Source organism: Psychromonas arctica (assembly GCF_036697365.1).
GTDB lineage: Bacteria > Pseudomonadota > Gammaproteobacteria > Enterobacterales > Psychromonadaceae > Psychromonas > Psychromonas arctica_A.
This window is the reverse complement of the sequence record NZ_JBAHZA010000011.1, coordinates 78,542-96,494: the sequence shown is the minus strand read 5'-3', so window position 1 is coordinate 96,494 and position 17,953 is coordinate 78,542. Positions and strand designations below refer to the sequence as shown.

The following is a 17,953-nucleotide window of genomic DNA, read 5'->3' as shown; positions in this document are numbered from 1 at the left end:
TTGCATTAAAAAGTAGCAATATGAACATATAAACTAGCAATATGTAAGGTTTAACCTCGATGAATAAATTAGACAATACAGATAAAAAACTATTGGCGCTGTTACGCAAAGATGCACGTATGCCTGTAGTGAACTTAAGCAAAGCATTGCATGTTTCCCGTGCGACAGTACAAAATCGACTAAATAAGCTAGAACGAGAAGGAGTAATTCTTGGTTACACGGTTAAATTAAAACAAGAAGCGCAACAAGATGCAGTAAGAGTCTTAATGAGCCTTCTAGTAGAAGCAAAAGAGGAAGAACAAATCATAGACTCATTACGTACATTTCCAGAAATCATTTCTGTTTATCACACAAATGGCCAATGGGATTTAATTGCAGATATTCAAGTTGATAGTATCTCTGTATTGGGTGGGTTATTAGGAGATATTCGAGCAGTAACAGGTATTATACAAACAGAGACCAGTTTGCTTTTAGGCTCAGTCATTTAATAGATACTGTTTAGCAGACTTTTAATAGAGTATTTTGATATCTAATAAAGAAGCCACTATAAAAATAATTATTACTGTAAAAGACATCTACTTTTTTGCATAATCATTGAGACCAATGCATTCACCTTCAAACTAATGGACAACCTCATGAAACAAACAATATTAAAAGAGATGTGTGTTGTAGCAGACATCGATGTAGAAAATGAAATTGAACGTCGCGTTAACTTTATTAAAAGCACTTTAAAGAAAGCCTATTGCAAAACACTTGTTTTAGGTATCAGTGGTGGTGTTGACTCAAGCACTGCAGGACGTTTATGCCAAGTGTCCGTTGACCAGTTAAACCAAGAAGAAAGCACAACTGACTATCAATTTGTTGCCGTGCGCTTACCTTACGCAGTCCAAAAAGATGAAGATGAAGCACAACTTGCAGTGAGCTTTATTCAACCAACTAGCTGTGTCACTGTTAATGTTCAATCCGGTGCAGACGGTATCCATGAAACCACAGTCGCCGCTTTACAAAATAGCCAAGTAAAACTAACAGACAATGCTAATTTTGACTTTGTTAAAGGTAATGTAAAAGCGCGTATGCGTATGATTGCTCAATATGAGATTGCAGGTTTAACTGGCGGTTTAGTCGTTGGTACAGACCATAGTGCAGAAAATATTACAGGCTTTTACACCAAGCATGGTGACGGCGCTTGTGATTTAGCACCGTTATTTGGGTTAAGTAAACGCCAAGTTCGTGCACTAGCAAGACACTTAGGCGCACCAAGCTTATTAGTTGAAAAAGCACCAACAGCTGACCTTGAAGAAGACCAACCGCAACTTGAAGATGAAATTGCACTAGGTATGACTTACGATCAAATTGATGATTTCTTAGAGGGTAAAGATGTTTCACCTGAAATCGAAGAGAAATTAATCGCAATTTACCTTCGTACACAACACAAACGTCAGCCTATCCCAACAATTTACGACTAAGCACCACCTTTTTAGCATTACACACTAAAACTACTATTTCCAAGTAACAACGACTTACCTTGACGGTTTAATAAAAATTAAGCAATCAAGGTAAGTTTCTCGCTTTTTTTTCCAGCAAACCATCAAATCACTAGCCTTGATAATGCCTCTAATGATAGATTCAGTATTCGATTAATGATTAATCGTTTTATTTGAAACTATTAAATTTAAGGAAATATAGACCATGAAAAAAGTGGGTTTAGTTGGTTGGCGCGGTATGGTTGGATCTGTTCTTATGCAAAGAATGCGTGAAGAGAATGATTTTGCAACGATTGAGCCTGTATTTTTCACCACCTCACAAGTTGGTCTAGCATCTCCTGAGGTTGGTAAACCAACCGACACTTTAAAAGATGCGTCTTCGATTGAAGCACTATCTGAAATGGATATCATCATTACCTGTCAAGGTGGTGATTACACTAACTCTGTTTATCCTGCATTGCGTGAAAGTGGTTGGGATGGTTATTGGATCGATGCAGCTTCATCATTACGTATGAAAGATGACAGCATCATCGTATTAGACCCTGTAAACAAAGATGTGATTCAACAGGGATTAACTAACGGCATCAAAACTTACGTCGGTGGTAACTGTACCGTTTCGCTAATGTTAATGGCATTAGGTGGTTTATTTGAAGCAGACTTAATTGACTGGGTTGCACCACAAACTTACCAAGCAGCATCAGGTGCTGGTGCACGTAACATGCGTGAACTAATCAGCCAAATGGGTGCGATTGAAGCATCTGTTGCAGATAAACTTGAAGATCCAGCTTCTGCTATTTTAGAAATCGACCAACAAGTTGCTGATTTCATTCGTAGTGATGCATTACCAACTGAACAGTTTGGCGCACCATTAGCAGGTAGTTTAATCCCTTGGATTGACGTACCTATGCCTTCTGGTCAATCGAAAGAAGAGTGGAAAGCACAAGTTGAAGCCAACAAAATTTTAGGCACTAGCGATAAGCAAACACCAATTGATGGTTTATGTGTACGTATCGGTGCAATGCGTTGCCATAGCCAAGCAATGACTATCAAACTGAAAAAAGATGTTTCAGTTGAAGAGATTGAAAAAATCTTAGCGTCTCATAATGAATGGGTTAAAGTGATTCCAAATGAACGTGAAGCTACGGTTTCTGAACTATCTCCAGCGAAAGTAACAGGTACACTAAGTATTCCTGTTGGCCGTATCCGTAAACTTGCGATGGGTCCTGAATACATCAGTGCATTCACTGTAGGTGACCAACTACTATGGGGTGCAGCTGAGCCACTTCGTCGTATGTTAAACATCTTACAAGAAGCTTAATCTAAGCTTACTTAACTAGTTATTAAGTAATAAAAAAGGCCTCAATTGAGGCCTTTTCTGTATCTGCTTTAAATCAGCTTAAAGCTGAAAATTACTCACCTCGTTTACTTCGAGATAGTAAATCCATCGCAGCCACATTCACTGCTTTACCTTGGTATAAAACGTAATAGATTTGCTCACAGATTGGCATTTCAATATTTACGCGTTTTGCTAGGTTATAGACTTCTTCAGTATTACGGTAACCTTCAACTACTTGACCAATTTCAACCTGCGCTTCATCAATCCCTTTACCTTTGCCTAATGCTAAGCCAAAGCGACGATTGCGCGATTGATTATCGGTACAAGTAAGCACTAAGTCACCTAATCCAGCCATTCCCATAAAAGAAGACTCGGAAGCGCCTAACGCCACACCTAAACGTGTTAACTCGGCTAAACCACGGGTAATTAAGGCAGTACGAGCATTTGCACCAAATCCTAAACCATCGGCTAAACCTGCACCAATTGCAATTACATTCTTAACTGCACCACCAAGTTGTACTGCAACAAAGTCTTCAGAAACATAAGTTCTAAAATTACTAATATTATGAAATAAATCAGCAACATGCTGTGTAAAATCACGGTCAGAACCAGCTACCGCAACAGCAGTAGGTAAACCTTTAGCCACTTCCATCGCAAAAGTAGGGCCTGAAATAACAGCTAACGGATAATCATCACCGACGATATCTCGAGCGACTTCTTGCAATAAACGACCTGTTTCAGCTTCTAGCCCTTTGGTGGCCCAAGCAATGCGATGCTCAGGTCGAAGCAAGGGTTTAACCTGTGACAAAACTGAACCAAACACATGGCTAGGTACTACTAATAAAATAGTGCCTGTGGCAGCAATACACTTTGCTAAGTCACTTTCAGGATGAAGCCTACTAGGAAAGGTAACGCTAGGCAGAAATGCCTTATTTTCACGATCTGTCTGTAAACGTTCAATATGCTCACTATTATGACCCCAAATTAAAGTGTCATGCCCATTACGAGCCAGTGATAAAGCTAATGCAGTACCGTAAGATCCTGCACCTAATACCGAAATAGTCGCTTTTTCAGCCATTAATTACCTACCTAGAGTGTTCAGCAGTGTGTATTAAGAGTTTAATGTATCTACTTCTGCTTGCTTACTTGCCATTGCTTGCTGAAATAAAGCATCGAAATTAACTGGTGCTAAGTTCAATTGTGGGAAAGTACCACGAGTAACCATGCTTGATACTGCTTCACGCGCATATGGGAATAAAATATTTGGGCAGAATGCATTTAGACAATGTGCTAGTTGCGCACCTTCAAGGTCAGATACAGAGAAAATACCTGCTTGCTGTACTTCACATAAGAACGCAACGTCATCTTCAACTTTAGCTGTCGCAGTTAGCGATAATGTTACTTCGTAAACACCTTCTTCTAGTTTCTGAGCTTGAGTATCGATATCCATTTTAACTTCTGGCGCCCACTCTTTTTTGAAGATTTCTGGTGAATTTGGGCATTCAAATGAGATGTCTTTAACGTAAACACGTTGGATATTGAATTCTACTTGCTTGTCTTCTTGTTCTGGCATGATCTTCCCTTAATCTTTAATTAAATTATATTGTTATTGTTTAAGCTAATAATGCATCAAGCTTTTCAGCACGCTCTAATGCGTACAATTCATCACATCCACCGATTGGGTTACCATCAATAATGATTTGTGGCACAGTCGTTCCACCGGTGATTTTAGTCATCTCTGGGCGTAAAGAGCGATCCGATACGTCAATCTCTTGATATTCAGCTTGTTTACTATCCAGTAATTGCTTTGCACGTTGGCAGTATGGGCAATATGGTGTTGTGTACATTGTAATAGTAGCCATAAGTTCTGTTACCTTTTAGTTGTTGGTAAATTTGCAGCTGTCCAGCCACTCATTCCTGAAAATAGGTTATTTACTTGTTCAAAACCAGCTTTCGCTAGCTTGTCGCCGGCACCAGAAGAACGTGTTCCCGTTGCACATACAACTATAATGGGGGTCTGTTTGTTATTTTCAATAGCAGCAAACTTTCCTTCATTAATTTGTGACACAGTTATGTTTTTAGCATTTACAATATGCCCTTTCTTAAACTCGTCTGCATTACGCACGTCTACTACAATTGCGTCTTGCTTATTGATTAATAAAGTCGCTTGTTGTGGATTAACATTGTTAATCTTGCTTAATTTACTTTTAACTAAGCTATGAACTAACATAACAGCAATAACTACCCATGCTGCGGATAACATCGGGTTATTACTAATAAAATCAATATACTCTTGCATAAGTTGTTTCTTCTTCTCTGTGGATAAATTCGCATCTGAGTATACCCTGTGAAAAACAGAATATCAGCCTTGAGATTTAGAATAATAAATGAAAACCACTTTTTTAAGGCTATTTTGACTTGCTTTGATCTCACGTCGGGCTTTTTCAGTGACAAGACGCACAAATGTTGTAAAATCAAAGTGGAGATAATTTGGACATTATGCCAGGACATTAAAAGAGGTTTAAAATGACAATGACTAAAAAACCACTAGTTTTATTAATTCTAGATGGCTGGGGAAATCGCCCGGACACACCTGATAACGCAGTATCTAATGCTAAAACACCAGTACTAGACCAACTATGTAAAGACTACGCAAATGGTCTTATTTCTGCGTCAGGTATGGATGTAGGTCTACCAGAAGGTCAAATGGGTAACTCAGAAGTTGGCCATACAAACATCGGTGCAGGTCGTACGGTTTACCAAAGCTTAACTAAAGTAACTAAAGCAATTCAAGATGGCGACTTCTATGAGAACGCAGTTTTTGTAGAAGCAATTGATAAAGCCGTAGCGGCTGACAAAGCAGTACACATCATGGGTCTAGCTTCACCAGGTGGTGTTCACTCACACGATGAGCATATCCTAGCGGCAATCGAGCTAGCTGCAAAACGTGGCGCAACTAAGATTTTTGTTCACGCATTCTTAGACGGCCGTGATACGCCACCACGTAGCGCAGAAGAAACACTGACAAAATACGAAGAAAAATACAAAGAACTAGGTGTAGGTCGTACTGTTTCTTTAGTAGGTCGTTACTTTGCAATGGATCGTGACAATCGTTGGGATCGTGTTGAAGAAGCATACAACGTATTAACAGCAGCAAAAGGCGCATACACAGCAGATAGCGCACTAGCAGGTCTGGAAGCAGCTTACGCACGTGATGAAAACGATGAGTTCGTAAAAGCGACTGTAATCGGTGAAGCAGCACCAATGAACGAAGGTGATGCAGTATTATTCTTAAACTTCCGTGCTGACCGTGCACGTGAGTTAACATACACATTCACAGATGAAAACTTTAGTGGCTTTGAGCGCGCAGTTGTTCCAAACATCCACTTTGCAACATTGACTGAATACGCTGCAGATATTAAAGCACCTGCTGCTTACCCAAGTGAATCACTAACTAATACACTGGGTGAATGGTTATCGAAGAAAGATAAAACACAACTACGTATTTCTGAAACAGAAAAATACGCACACGTAACTTTCTTCTTTAACGGTGGTGTTGAAGATGAATTTGAAGGTGAAAAACGTTCATTAATCAGCTCTCCTGCAGTAGCAACCTATGATCTACAACCAGAAATGAGCTCAGCTGAACTAACTGAAAAACTAGTTGGCGCAATTAAGAGCGATGAATACGATGTAATCATTTGTAACTATCCAAATGGTGACATGGTAGGTCACACAGGTGTATTTGAAGCCGCAGTTAAAGCATGTGAAGCTGTTGATACCTGTATTGGTGAAGTAGTCAGCGCACTACAAGAAGTAGGTGGTGAATGTCTAATCACAGCCGACCACGGTAATGCAGAGCAAATGGTTGACCCTGATACAGGTGGCATCCACACAGCTCATACTAACTTACCAGTGCCGTTTATCTACATGGGCCGTGAAGCGACTATCGCTGAAGGCGGACGTCTATGTGATATCGCACCAACTATGTTATCGCTAATGGGAATGGAAATTCCAACAGAGATGACAGGCCAACCAATCATTACTGTTAAGTAACCTTGGTTTATGGATACCCTGCCTTTAGGTAGGGTATCCAACTCTCCTTTCTAATAATATCTGTATTTAATTTCATCTAATATCTATAAATAAATTTTGATTCGCATACAATAAGCCGCCATCTCAATTATTTTTATCTAACTTTATTAACATTTGTAAGTCGTATTCATAATTGATATTTTTAAGAAGTCCCCTATTCCAGTTATAAGGCCTAAAATCACAGTGATGTTTAACTTATCTAACGACAGAAAACTAAGTTGCTTAGCCTTCATCGCTCTTTTGATCACTGTACTATTTAGCCAAACGGTTACTGCGGCTAACTTAAATACTATCCAACAACAAATTAAAGAAAACAAACAAACTAAAGCCCAACAACAAAAACAACAAAAACAGTTAGAAAGTGAATTAGAGAAAAGTGAAAAAGCCGTTGCTAGCGTCGCATTAACAGCCAACCAGACTAAAACAGACATAGAGCAACAACGTAATGCATTGGTAAATTTACAAAAAGAAACCAGACAGCTCAACGAAGATAAAGCTATTCAGCAGTCATTATTACAACAACAGCTGGTCAGCGCATACATGACTGGTGAAAATGACCTAGTAAAACTAATTTTGAATCAAGAAGACTTAAGTAAAGTCGTCCGAGCTAGAAGCTACTACAAGTATTTAAATGATGCGCGTTTGGAAAGTATTGAATCACTGCACGAAACAGAACAAAAACTACTTAAAAACCAAGAATCTCAAACAAAAACATTAGCCTCATTAGAAAAGCTTTACGAGCAACAAAAACAGAGACAAGCGAACCTAACAACAGAAAAAAGTAAGCGAGACAAAGCTTTACAAGCATTAAGAAAAGACATTAATTACCAAAATAACAAGATAGCAAAACTCAATAATTCAGAGAAAGCACTCCGGGCTCGTCTTAAAAAAGCAGCAGAAGAACGTAAGAGACAACAAGTAGCAGCAGCTAAAATTGCGGCAGCACAAGCGATTAAAAATAAAAATATAGCTAAGGCGAAAGCACAAGCTGAGGCTAAAGCGGCAGCTCAGACAACAGCTAATAGCCAAGCAAATAATCAAGCAAACAGACAAACAAAAACCAATTCAAAACTAGCTAGCTTAAAAGGCAAACTAAAATGGCCAATTGAAGGCAGAGTACTACACAGTTTTGGCAGCTCACGCAGTAGTCAAGTGAAATGGAAAGGCATTGCCATCGCGACTAACGAAGGTGAAAAAGTACGTGCTGTAGCAACAGGTAGAGTATTATTCGCTGGTTATTTTAAAGGCTATGGAATGGTGATCGCATTAGATCATAGCGATAATTACATTACTTTATATGGTTACAACCAAACACTTCTATACAAAGCCGGCGACGTCGTATTAGAAGGTGATGCCATTGCATTAGCAGGGCACAGTGGTGGTCAAGAGAGAAACACATTGTATTTTGAATTAAGCCATAAAGGCACAGCGGAAGACCCATTACGTTGGTTATCGAGAAGATGATCACGTGCTAACTCGATTAAAAAAACTAATATTATGGATTGGCCTGCTCACCTGCTCTGCTAATACCTTAGCGAATACTGTTGGTAAAATAGCTATCATCATCGATGACATTGGCTATAACCGCCATAATCAAGCATTCTTGAAGCTGCCAAAAGCAATCACGTTTGCAATTCTACCCTATACACCTTATTCAACTAAAATTGCTAATCTCGCTCATCAACAAGATCGAGAAGTACTGCTGCATATTCCAATGCAAGCACATAGCCACAATCACTTACTAGGTGAAGGTGCGCTAATGGAACAAATGACCAAACACGGCTTTCAACACAAATTAAGTGGTGCGTTAGACAATATTCCCTATGCCATCGGTGTAAACAACCATATGGGCAGCAAATTGACTGAAGAAGTTATTCCAATGCAATGGACGATGGACCTATTATCACAGCATGGTTTATTCTTTGTAGACAGCCTAACTAGCGCTAAAAGCGTCGCCTCACAAACGGCCATAAAAGCCGGATTACCCGCGTTAAAAAGGCATATTTTCTTAGATAATGTACGCACGGCAAAGGCAATGGAAAAGCAGTTTGAGCAAGCTGTTCAACATAGCCTAAGCGAGCCCTACACCATACTAATTGGTCACCCTTATCCAGAAACCCTAAACTACTTATCACAACGCTTAAGTGGGCCTAATAGAGATTTCCAGCTGGTGAAACTCAGCCAACTGATACCTAAAGAACAACGTATGATGTTAGACCAGAAAAAAGTACAATACGATCACCAACACTTGCTTTACCCTGAAGTAAGCTTCCTGAAAATAAAATAAATATAATAGTGAGCACAGTATGCGATTATCCGTTTTTATTGCTGATACTTTATCAACGCAACTAGTCATCGATTTGCAAAAAATTTATGGCGATTACCTGCCAGCCTCCTCGTTAACCACTGACGCCATCGCCGAGCAATTAAATGATTCACAGTCTCGTTTATATCTAACGATGTTTAATGAACGTCATATCGGTGCCGTTAAAGTACAAATAACAGAAGCCTCAGCCACTCTATCTCAATTACAAATTAGAGACTTAACTCGTCGCCGTGGTGTGGGTAAAAATCTATTAAAACAAGTTGAAAAGCAGCTAAAAGCAGAAGGCGTAACACAGATTAAATACGCATTAACAGAAGTTGATCAATCAGCATTATTAGCAACGCAAGCATTCTTAGTAAACAGTGATTACCGAATCAATGATGACATGGCAATAAAAGCACTCTAGGCCTAATTAACACAGTTCAAATACAAAAAAACACACCGAGGTGTGTTTTTTTGTAGCAAAATTAAAGACGTATCTTTATCGTCCAGCTTCAGGAAAATCCCCTAGCATCATGCTTAAAATATATTGCATTTGAGCACCTTTATTGATCGCTTTATCGCGCTCTAATTGCGTAAAACCTTTCAGTGCAGATCTCCAATAGATTTTTTTTCCTCTATTATCCAAAGCGCTTAGCATAAATGCACCTTTCTTATAGCGAGGGTCAGAGCCCTTTTCTCGGACAGTACCAGGCACCAGTCCAAAACGTTGCTCTACTTGGTTATTAGCAATCACATCATCAGCTGCAAATAAAAAACCAATCACCATTTCTGCTTGATCTGGGTTATCAACTAATTGATAGCCTTTAGTACGCATATACTGTTCTATCTGCTGACGTATGTAAGGTGTTAGCACCAACATAGTGGCTTCTTCTTTCGCTAACACAAAATTATAATCATCATCCCAGCTGTAAGTCGTAAAAGAAGGTAACACTTTACTCGGTTTACCACTGCTCACCAACGTTAAAGGCTCAGGCTCGCTAATAGGATCTTCTTTAACCACAGGTGTACTGGTACATCCCATCAACACTAATTGCACAACTACTAACAGAAATAATAAATGCTTCTTCATCTCCCCCCCTTACTCTTCGTGAACAAATGATGCCGCTTTTTGCATCACTTCAATACCAGAACCTGGAATATGCCCATTTTCACTTAAATGGCGTCGCCACGCACGTGCACCAGGTAAGCCTTGGAATAATCCTAACATATGTCGAGCAACACGATTCAAATGAACACCTTGCGCTAACTGTGCTTCAATATAGGGATACATTTTTTCTAATACTTCAAAACGTGTTAAAGGCACTTTATCACAACCAAATAACTGCTGGTCAACCTTACTTAAAATATAGGGGTTAGCATAAACCTCACGCCCTAACATAACACCATCAACATGTTGTAAATGGGTTTGACAGTCTTCTAAAGTTTTAATTCCGCCATTAATCGCAATAGTTAACTCAGGAAAATCACGTTTTAATTGATAAACACGCTCATAATCTAACGGTGGCACGTCACGATTTTGTTTTGGACTTAAACCACTCAACCAAGCTTTGCGCGCATGAACAATAAAAGTATCACAACCTTGTGCTTTAACTTTTTCAACAAAGTCACATAAAAACTCGTAAGAATCTAAATCATCAATACCAATACGTGTTTTTACTGTCACAGGTAAATCACATGCATCACGCATCGCTTTAACCGCATCACCAACTAATGCACCTTCAGCCATTAAACAAGCACCAAAGCGGCCATTTTGTACACGATCAGAAGGACAACCCACATTTAAATTAATCTCATCAAAACCGCGTTCTGCCCCAGCTTTAGCAGCTTGTGCTAAATCTAATGGCGCAGAACCACCTAATTGTAACGCTACTGGGTGTTCCGCAGCATCTCTTTGTAAGTAATCGCCCTTACCATATAAAATAGCCCCTGTGGTCACCATTTCAGTGTATAGAAGTGTGTTTTTACTCATTAAACGATGGAAGTAACGACAGTATTGATCAGTCCAATCCAACATCGGAGCAATAGAAAAGCGGTTTGTAGGGAAATTTTGCATAAAACACCAAGATTAAATAAGAGACGATCAATAAGCCAAATCAGACTGTTAACCAAGTCACATTAAAAATGTAACAATGATTAATCTTAAACTGGCATTTTAAAAGGGTAATTATAACAGAAAATGATCACTTAAAAACGCCATTTAATCCTTTTGTAAAGATGAAAGTTTGATGATTGAAACCCCGATGACATCCCATCAATAATACTTTATCAGTCCGTTAAAATGAAATATGAGAACCAACAATCACACTTTAAATTCTCCAAAAATATTTAAATGGCGCTTTATTATACGAATATGTGGTGAGTCAGCATTTGAAATCAACGTAATAAGATTTAATTGCCTAAAGGTTATTTATAAGCTAATTAATCATTACGCGGCTTTCACCCCATAATGCCTCACAAAAGCAGAACATAGTGGGATCTTTAATTGTATGAACTAAATTTAACACCATTTGGGAACTGTAAATAAACAAATTTACAATATTGAAGCTAGGTGATGATATTGATTTTAAATTAAATAATAATGAAATAAATGAATTGACTACTCAAGGGTATAAAATTGTAGCTTCAATAGAAGCTTCTTATGTTGGTGAAGCTCGTAATGAATTTGAATTAAATAAGAATAATGCTACTCATAAAGATAAAGAGAATGAATTTTCTAATCTAATTGAATATTTTAAATTTACCTCAAATTTGTTTTTATTTGTCATTGTAGGGGCTTTCATTCTTATTATTACTGGATTTAGTCTTAGTGTTTTTTACTCTACAGAAGAATTATCTTTTTATTTTTTGAAGTAAATAAAAGTATTTTTTGGAATAGATGTGAAAACTAAAATTTTATTGATTTCTTTGGTTGTTTTACATGGCTGTATTGCATACGACACTAATACCCCTGCTATAGAAAATAAAAGTGCTACTGAATATAAATATTCAGTTTGTGGAGGTACTGGTTGGGTTCTTAGTCAAGGGACTGAATACAGTAAGTGCTTAGATAAAGCCTTAGCTAAATGGTATTTTCATCATGCTGAAGATTAATAAAAAAACCGTCAGTTTACTCATTTATTTACTATAAAACCCATTTTACGCATAAATTCGGGGCTCCCCGAAATAGTGGCTTTTTTATCTAGCGGTAAACTTTCTATGATGCTTTGTGCCCCGAAACGAGATACTGATGTAACTAATTACTCCCTCAAAAATACGTTTATAAAGCTAAACAATATAAGATGCATGAAATCTGTAGCATATTGTTTTCACAAAAAACCGTCATTAAAAAGTAAAAAAATAACTATAAAAATATAATGTTATTTTTGCTGTGTACATGGTACATATGACATAATTATTAAACATGGATGAGTTGAAGAGGTTTTATGATTGACCAAGTTTTAGATTATTATGTCAATAATTATTCGGCAGAATCAACGTTATCTTTACTACAAACTTTATCTCATCCTTCTCAAGGCGGGTTAGGTTATAAACTACAAACATTCAACCCATATATTGACTTAGATGGATGGGAAGTTGATCACACCTCTAAAACTATTAAACTGGATACTAGCTCTCTTTTTTCTAACTACACCATTCAAGATATCGCTATTAATTTAAAAGAAGCAATTGAAACAGATATTACGAAGCAACGATCTTCAATGATTTCTCGTATTGGATGGGGTACTGGAAAAGTTGTCGTTGGAGTAATTGAAACTGTAGTAGGGACAATTGGGATTATAGTTCCAGAGCCAGGTACAACTCTTGCTGGCGTTGGTATGGTAACCCTTGGGGTAAATAGTTTAACGGACGGAGTTACTCAACTTTCTGGTGCGAATCAGGGGCATGGTTACAACTTGTTGGGATCAGCATTTGGAAAAGTTGGTTCTGTTTCAGCAGAGTTGGCTGGATATGATTCTGTTGTTGGTGATAAAATTGGTCGTGGTGTTTTTATGGTTTCTTCTCTTGCCTTTGGATCAATAGGAACAGTAAAAATCCTTAATGTTAAAAGTTTATCAGCTATCCGTTTTGGAGTGGCGGGGCAACCTGGTGGAGTGGAAGTTGGTAGGATTGCGATGGCCTATCCTAGTAATCGAGCAATGGATGGAATGACAATTATTAATATCAGTAATAATTCTGGTCAGTTTATTCTTAGATTCGTTACTCATAATGGTAAATTAGTCGTTAATGGCCGGATAGTAGGGGTTAGTAAGATCTTAAAACATGAAGGAAATTGGAAAGTTGTAGTTAAAGGATTATTAAAACTTCTTGCACACGGTGCTAAACAGGGTATGTAAAATGGCAGATTTACCGCAAATAGAATGGCAGGAACAAAGTAATAGCGATGATAATTTAAAAACAAAAGAGTCAATCATTGAGTTGTTGAAATTGCACGTAAAATACAAGCTAATAGAAAATGAATATTTCTATTTTATAGCACCAGATCCAGCTAGAAATGTTTTATTACTTACAAAAAAAATTGAAGCTTTAGCGTTGCTTAATATTAATACTAATGGGATTAAAATCGTTAATTATGGGCATAAGAACAGAGGATGGGGAGTTATTTTTCAAGAAGCAGAGTTGCTTGAATCATTAATTCCATTATTCTTTGAACACGGACCTGAACACTTAGCTATTACTGCTATTAAAAATTCACTCTTAGATAATCATAAAAAACTACCATTAATACTTAGCAGTATTATTTTTGGTGGAAATAATACTGTAGCTAAAAATGAGTATGCAGGGCTATATTTTGAATGTGATCGCTTGACTGAATTGTTGTAAACAAGGATTTTTTTCCAAACGTCTTAATTCAAGAAAACTTCATATTTTAGTATTTTTAATATCCTGAGTTGATTACTTTATAGTTGGTTTTTTACTGATTACCCAGCATTTTTCCAGTGTGACCCGCAAATATTACGTTAATCTATTTGTTTTTTAGCCGCTAAAATAGCATCCACTAATTGGTTTGGAATATTTGGCGTATCAGTATCATTGGCGAAGATAGATTTGCTTAATTGAATACGATACTCATAATTTTTTAAATATATTTCACAAGCAGGACATTCTTTCAAGTGCTGTATAAAAATGCGTTTTTGATTACCTTCTAAATTACCGTCTATGTAATCAACTATAAATGATTCAAAAGTTTCACAACTAATCGAATCACTTGTTGATGGGTAACTTGATTTATTTTCTATATTCATAACAACTCAACGTAATTGGTGTTCAATTTTTTTCTTCAATAACAGTCTCGCACGATGTAAACCCGTTTTAACTGAAGGCAAAGAAATATCTAAAAGTTCGGCTATTTCTTTTGTGCTATAACCTTCAATATCCTTTAATAGCAGCAGGTTTTTCGCCATTTGAGGGAGCTGATGTATTTGAGCTTTAATGTGCTCTCTTTGACTATCATTAGCTATTAATTTTTCTAATGATAATGTAATTTCTGTCTCTGTTTCAATCCGCTTACCATTAGTATCAAAAAAGGATGAATTATCATCGATTAATTCGACAGGTCTACGTTTATTTGAACGTATTTTCATAAGAGATTTATTAATAACTATTCTGTGTAACCAACTTTTTAAACTAGCGCGCCCTTCAAAAGTTGCAATGGCACTAAATGCATGTAAATAAGTATCTTGTACTGCATCCTCTGCATCGGTTTCATTTAATAGGTATCGCTTTGCAATGATTAATAAGTAGCCGCCATACTCTCTTACAATAAACTCAAAACTGTCAACATTACCCTTTTTTAATTGAGCAATTAATTGTTCTTCACTTAAAGGCATATTAATTTTCTTAGACAAATCCATTTGTTTACATAGCCAATTTTAATAATAGAAAAGTTTGAAGTTATTATGGCACACAAAAACTTTAATGATGAATTCGATTGTTACTGTAGCAAGCACTTAACGGTCTATTTATAATAATATTAAGGCATACAAACATAATTTTTACACTAAAGCTTATAAAAGAAAGCATGATATAGACTGAGATTGGGGATCTTATAACCATACGGTTTAACTTTCGTAAATAACATTAAGTTATATTTCAAGGAAACGAATAAAAAAAGAAAGCTAAGCCTTTGTTAAAAAGGCTTAGCTTAATAACTTTATTTAATTTTAGCTGAGCCTAAAGAAACACTAAACTGCTCACACCAGATATAAACTTCGTTAAAGTTATTAACATTAATAGATGCAGGAATTAGGTAAGTTGATTGACCGTTGTTAGACACTAATTTTCCTAATAATGTGTTTGAATCAAACTTACCATTTTTACCTAAACCAACTTTAGGATCTGGAGCGCCATCAAGTGAAAAATCAGAACCTAACACAACAGCATAACCTTCATCAGTTTGCACAATGCTTACTTGACCAGTAGTGATATGGTCGTTAGCGCCGCTAAACTCACCTGTTTTTACAGTTTGAGCTGCATTACCCATTAAAGAGAATGTAGCTAAAGATAGTGCAACTAAAAAGCCAGCAATAGTTTTAATTTTTAATAATGATTTCATTAATAACTCCAAAATAATAAATAGTAAATAATTAGCAACTCAAGTGTTGTTATATATTAGATGCCGCTCATTCATATTTGGTTACAAGTAATTAGGGTTTATTTTTAAATAATAGAAAAAACATTTCTAGGCCTTTATAATTATGTGGTCAAATTTATTGTGCCACTACAGATATCGGAACGGCTATTGAACGTGTGTAGTTCAATAATTTAAAGTAGAAATCCATATAAATAGCGGTAATGACTCGCTTTTCTTATCCAGTATTGAGGTTAAATAGCAACTAAGACTCAGCAAGTTACCCTCTTCTAACTCAGTTATTTCCATTCGAAAAAGTATTCAGATTACACATCATTATACAAACTCCGATAAATAGCTTGCGTATTTTCCTTGTGAAAACAGCCCATTTCCTCGTTGTAACTTTCGTAAAAATAATTATTAAAAAATTAACATATCTAATGTAATCGATATTAGTCAGCTTAATTCTTAATCAAGCGGTGAGTGTTAGTAACTAAAAATATAAGCGACAGCTCGAACTTTCTAAAACGTAAAATACCTTAGTTAATATTTCTTTCAGTTAAGTAATTAGGCTTCCGCTTAATGATCGGATTAGATGATGAGCATAAAAAAATATTTTTTTATTATTTTGAAATGAAGAGCCATGCCTTTTTCAAAGGGGGCTGGAACTCATGTTTTTTGTATTTTTAAATCACAAAATATATAAAAACAAATTTAAATAGGAACTATAAGTCAATTAAAGATACTAATAAAATCCACAACAACGATATATATGGAAATTATAATGCAATTAAAGACACAATTTAAATATTCAGCACTATTTGCAGCAGTAACTTTTTCAATCGCTTCTCATGCCGCAACAGTAAATATCAATAATCCAGGCTTTGAAGATAGTTTCGATAGTTGGGAAACTAAAGATCCTTCAGCTATTTCTAGTGATGAACGTTCAGGTTCAAAAGCTGCAAAAATCACAGGTCAAGGCGGTAAGTTTGTACAAGACGTTAGCGTTGAAAAAAATACTGACTATGAACTATCTGCTTACATTGATGGTGATGGTAAAATTGGCGTTACAATCGATGGTGAGCGTACTCGACTTACAGGTGGTGGCGATGATGAATATGAAAAAGTAACTGTTTCTTTTAACTCTGGTGATGAATCAACCATTTCTATCTGGGGTGAATATAATGATGGAACTGCTCGTTTTGATGATTTTACATTAACAAGCACAGAAGCAGATACTGTTGATGAAACAGATTCAAATGAAGATACTGCAAATGATGATTCAGCAGTAGAACCAGGTACAGCGACTTACCCATCAGACCTATTCAATTATGAGCAATGGAAAATCACCTACCCTGATGGTGAAGAAGTTAAACAACTTTACCAAGAAGAGAATGAATATTTTTACGTAAACGATGATCAAAATGGCATCGTATTCTTTGCTCCTATCAGAAGCGATAACGGTACAACTGAAAATTCTGATAATATCCGTTCTGAACTTCGTGAGCGTACAGCAGATGGTGATTCAGATATTTACTGGACTACTGACGGTACTCACGTTATTTATGTAAAACAAGCAATTACACACCTACCTATCGTAAATCCATATCTTGTTGCAACTCAAATCCATGGTGATAAAGAAGATGGTATTGATGATGCGATGGTCTTACGTCTTGAAGAAAAACACCTATTCTTGAGCTTCAATGGCGGTAAGTTACATGACGACGTAACCGTTAAAACTGATTATGAATTAGGCACGGTTCACGAAGTTATCTTTGAAGTGATTGATGGTAAGCATTATGTTTATTACAGTGAAGATGGACAATTAGAGAGTGCTTATAATGCAGGTAATGCAAGTAAATACTTAGTTAAAGATGGCTCTAATGACTACGTAATGGATCTTGATTACGATAAATCCTATTTCAAAGCAGGTAACTACACGCAAAGTAATGCTGATAAAGAAGGCGATGAAACAGATAATCCTGATAACTATGGAGAGGTTGTTTTATATGATGTATGGGTTGATCATGATGAATAAAGTAAGTAATTAGTTTTACTTATAGCCATAAAAAAACGCTCTTGTACTAAGTACAAGAGCGTTCTAATAAAGTTTTATTTACACTATAAACAATTAAACAAAC

General features: G+C 36.6%; 21 protein-coding genes. 12 read left to right on the top strand and 9 right to left on the bottom strand.

Features of this window, described 5'->3' with window-relative positions; genetic code table 11:
- The first annotated feature begins 59 nt into the window (after positions 1 to 59).
- The 3 genes from V5290_RS12925 to asd all read left to right on the top strand — a co-directional run bounded on the left by V5290_RS12925 (position 60) and on the right by asd (position 2,802).
- Positions 60 to 488: an Lrp/AsnC family transcriptional regulator gene (locus V5290_RS12925; protein WP_333386437.1), complete on the top strand. Its 429-nt coding sequence runs from the start codon at positions 60 to 62 to the stop codon at positions 486 to 488.
- A gap of 147 nt (positions 489 to 635) precedes the next feature.
- A complete protein-coding gene (nadE, locus tag V5290_RS12920) occupies positions 636 to 1,466 on the top strand; it encodes an ammonia-dependent NAD(+) synthetase (RefSeq protein ID WP_333386434.1) in 831 nt (276 codons plus the stop codon).
- Positions 1,467 to 1,689: 223 nt separating this feature from the next.
- The gene (gene asd / locus V5290_RS12915; RefSeq protein ID WP_333386431.1) at positions 1,690 to 2,802 is read left to right on the top strand and encodes an aspartate-semialdehyde dehydrogenase; all 1,113 of its coding nucleotides are present in this window, start codon (positions 1,690 to 1,692) and stop codon (positions 2,800 to 2,802) included.
- A 91-nt stretch (positions 2,803 to 2,893) separates the two neighbouring features.
- Here the strand turns inward: asd and gpsA are convergent, their stop codons facing one another.
- The 4 genes from gpsA to V5290_RS12895 are packed head-to-tail and all read right to left on the bottom strand — an operon-like array spanning position 2,894 to position 5,119.
- On the bottom strand, positions 2,894 to 3,898 hold the full coding sequence (gene gpsA, locus V5290_RS12910) for an NAD(P)H-dependent glycerol-3-phosphate dehydrogenase (protein ID WP_333386429.1): 1,005 nt from the start codon (positions 3,896 to 3,898) through the stop codon (positions 2,894 to 2,896).
- A 33-nt stretch (positions 3,899 to 3,931) separates the two neighbouring features.
- Entirely contained in the window at positions 3,932 to 4,393 is a 462-nt protein-coding gene (gene secB / locus V5290_RS12905; protein WP_333386425.1) for a protein-export chaperone SecB, read from the bottom strand.
- Between the two features lie 40 nt (positions 4,394 to 4,433).
- Complete coding sequence (gene grxC, locus V5290_RS12900) at positions 4,434 to 4,682, bottom strand: glutaredoxin 3 (RefSeq protein WP_333386422.1); 249 nt, start codon at positions 4,680 to 4,682, stop codon at positions 4,434 to 4,436.
- An 8-nt stretch (positions 4,683 to 4,690) separates the two neighbouring features.
- A complete protein-coding gene (locus V5290_RS12895) occupies positions 4,691 to 5,119 on the bottom strand; it encodes a rhodanese-like domain-containing protein (RefSeq protein ID WP_333386420.1) in 429 nt (142 codons plus the stop codon).
- A 227-nt stretch (positions 5,120 to 5,346) separates the two neighbouring features.
- On the opposite strand from V5290_RS12895, the gene gpmM reads away from it, so the two are divergent.
- From gpmM to panM, 4 genes are all read left to right on the top strand, one after another.
- Positions 5,347 to 6,876: a 2,3-bisphosphoglycerate-independent phosphoglycerate mutase gene (gene gpmM, locus V5290_RS12890; RefSeq protein WP_333386417.1), complete on the top strand. Its 1,530-nt coding sequence runs from the start codon at positions 5,347 to 5,349 to the stop codon at positions 6,874 to 6,876.
- A gap of 225 nt (positions 6,877 to 7,101) precedes the next feature.
- Complete coding sequence (locus tag V5290_RS12885; protein WP_333386503.1) at positions 7,102 to 8,379, top strand: murein hydrolase activator EnvC family protein; 1,278 nt, start codon at positions 7,102 to 7,104, stop codon at positions 8,377 to 8,379.
- Positions 8,380 to 8,383: 4 nt separating this feature from the next.
- Positions 8,384 to 9,202, top strand: a complete 819-nt coding sequence (locus V5290_RS12880; protein ID WP_333386414.1) for a divergent polysaccharide deacetylase family protein — start codon at positions 8,384 to 8,386, stop codon at positions 9,200 to 9,202.
- A gap of 19 nt (positions 9,203 to 9,221) precedes the next feature.
- Complete coding sequence (gene panM / locus V5290_RS12875; RefSeq protein ID WP_333386412.1) at positions 9,222 to 9,647, top strand: aspartate 1-decarboxylase autocleavage activator PanM; 426 nt, start codon at positions 9,222 to 9,224, stop codon at positions 9,645 to 9,647.
- A 75-nt stretch (positions 9,648 to 9,722) separates the two neighbouring features.
- Here the strand turns inward: panM and V5290_RS12870 are convergent, their stop codons facing one another.
- On the bottom strand, positions 9,723 to 10,313 hold the full coding sequence (locus tag V5290_RS12870; RefSeq protein ID WP_333386409.1) for a DUF4136 domain-containing protein: 591 nt from the start codon (positions 10,311 to 10,313) through the stop codon (positions 9,723 to 9,725).
- A 9-nt stretch (positions 10,314 to 10,322) separates the two neighbouring features.
- The gene (gene dusA, locus V5290_RS12865) at positions 10,323 to 11,297 is read right to left on the bottom strand and encodes a tRNA dihydrouridine(20/20a) synthase DusA (RefSeq protein ID WP_333386406.1); all 975 of its coding nucleotides are present in this window, start codon (positions 11,295 to 11,297) and stop codon (positions 10,323 to 10,325) included.
- Between the two features lie 485 nt (positions 11,298 to 11,782).
- Here dusA and V5290_RS12860 point away from each other — a divergent pair, with 485 nt between their 5' ends.
- From V5290_RS12860 to V5290_RS12845, 4 genes are all read left to right on the top strand, one after another.
- A complete protein-coding gene (locus V5290_RS12860; RefSeq protein ID WP_333386402.1) occupies positions 11,783 to 12,097 on the top strand; it encodes a hypothetical protein in 315 nt (104 codons plus the stop codon).
- 24 nt (positions 12,098 to 12,121) lie between these two features.
- On the top strand, positions 12,122 to 12,334 hold the full coding sequence (locus tag V5290_RS12855) for a hypothetical protein (RefSeq protein WP_333386399.1): 213 nt from the start codon (positions 12,122 to 12,124) through the stop codon (positions 12,332 to 12,334).
- A 332-nt stretch (positions 12,335 to 12,666) separates the two neighbouring features.
- Positions 12,667 to 13,578, top strand: coding sequence for a hypothetical protein (locus tag V5290_RS12850; RefSeq protein WP_333386396.1), 912 nt, complete (start codon positions 12,667 to 12,669; stop codon positions 13,576 to 13,578).
- Between the two features lies 1 nt (position 13,579).
- Positions 13,580 to 14,065 (top strand): hypothetical protein, encoded by a 486-nt coding sequence (locus V5290_RS12845; RefSeq protein ID WP_333386393.1) that lies wholly within the window; start codon positions 13,580 to 13,582, stop codon positions 14,063 to 14,065.
- 137 nt (positions 14,066 to 14,202) lie between these two features.
- Here V5290_RS12845 and V5290_RS12840 read toward each other — a convergent pair whose 3' ends face one another.
- The 3 genes from V5290_RS12840 to V5290_RS12830 form a co-directional block, all read right to left on the bottom strand.
- Complete coding sequence (locus V5290_RS12840; protein ID WP_333386390.1) at positions 14,203 to 14,487, bottom strand: zf-HC2 domain-containing protein; 285 nt, start codon at positions 14,485 to 14,487, stop codon at positions 14,203 to 14,205.
- 6 nt (positions 14,488 to 14,493) lie between these two features.
- Positions 14,494 to 15,072: an RNA polymerase sigma factor gene (locus tag V5290_RS12835; RefSeq protein WP_333386387.1), complete on the bottom strand. Its 579-nt coding sequence runs from the start codon at positions 15,070 to 15,072 to the stop codon at positions 14,494 to 14,496.
- A 323-nt stretch (positions 15,073 to 15,395) separates the two neighbouring features.
- Positions 15,396 to 15,797, bottom strand: coding sequence for a DM13 domain-containing protein (locus V5290_RS12830; RefSeq protein WP_333386383.1), 402 nt, complete (start codon positions 15,795 to 15,797; stop codon positions 15,396 to 15,398).
- Between the two features lie 799 nt (positions 15,798 to 16,596).
- Between V5290_RS12830 and V5290_RS12825 the strand changes: the two genes are divergently transcribed.
- On the top strand, positions 16,597 to 17,850 hold the full coding sequence (locus tag V5290_RS12825) for a polysaccharide lyase family 7 protein (RefSeq protein ID WP_333386380.1): 1,254 nt from the start codon (positions 16,597 to 16,599) through the stop codon (positions 17,848 to 17,850).
- Positions 17,851 to 17,953: the final 103 nt, after the last annotated feature.

Coding starts and splice junctions, on each gene's coding strand:
- V5290_RS12925 (WP_333386437.1), top strand. CDS start 60: ATGAATAAATTAGACAATACAGATAAAAAACTATTGGCGCTGTTACGC.
- V5290_RS12835 (WP_333386387.1), bottom strand. CDS start 15,072: ATGCCTTTAAGTGAAGAACAATTAATTGCTCAATTAAAAAAGGGTAAT.
- V5290_RS12825 (WP_333386380.1), top strand. CDS start 16,597: ATGCAATTAAAGACACAATTTAAATATTCAGCACTATTTGCAGCAGTA.
- panM (WP_333386412.1), top strand. CDS start 9,222: ATGCGATTATCCGTTTTTATTGCTGATACTTTATCAACGCAACTAGTC.
- nadE (WP_333386434.1), top strand. CDS start 636: ATGAAACAAACAATATTAAAAGAGATGTGTGTTGTAGCAGACATCGAT.
- gpmM (WP_333386417.1), top strand. CDS start 5,347: ATGACAATGACTAAAAAACCACTAGTTTTATTAATTCTAGATGGCTGG.
- V5290_RS12850 (WP_333386396.1), top strand. CDS start 12,667: ATGATTGACCAAGTTTTAGATTATTATGTCAATAATTATTCGGCAGAA.
- grxC (WP_333386422.1), bottom strand. CDS start 4,682: ATGGCTACTATTACAATGTACACAACACCATATTGCCCATACTGCCAA.
- asd (WP_333386431.1), top strand. CDS start 1,690: ATGAAAAAAGTGGGTTTAGTTGGTTGGCGCGGTATGGTTGGATCTGTT.
- V5290_RS12830 (WP_333386383.1), bottom strand. CDS start 15,797: ATGAAATCATTATTAAAAATTAAAACTATTGCTGGCTTTTTAGTTGCA.
- V5290_RS12840 (WP_333386390.1), bottom strand. CDS start 14,487: ATGAATATAGAAAATAAATCAAGTTACCCATCAACAAGTGATTCGATT.
- V5290_RS12895 (WP_333386420.1), bottom strand. CDS start 5,119: ATGCAAGAGTATATTGATTTTATTAGTAATAACCCGATGTTATCCGCA.
- gpsA (WP_333386429.1), bottom strand. CDS start 3,898: ATGGCTGAAAAAGCGACTATTTCGGTATTAGGTGCAGGATCTTACGGT.
- secB (WP_333386425.1), bottom strand. CDS start 4,393: ATGCCAGAACAAGAAGACAAGCAAGTAGAATTCAATATCCAACGTGTT.
- V5290_RS12870 (WP_333386409.1), bottom strand. CDS start 10,313: ATGAAGAAGCATTTATTATTTCTGTTAGTAGTTGTGCAATTAGTGTTG.
- V5290_RS12845 (WP_333386393.1), top strand. CDS start 13,580: ATGGCAGATTTACCGCAAATAGAATGGCAGGAACAAAGTAATAGCGAT.
- dusA (WP_333386406.1), bottom strand. CDS start 11,297: ATGCAAAATTTCCCTACAAACCGCTTTTCTATTGCTCCGATGTTGGAT.
- V5290_RS12885 (WP_333386503.1), top strand. CDS start 7,102: ATGTTTAACTTATCTAACGACAGAAAACTAAGTTGCTTAGCCTTCATC.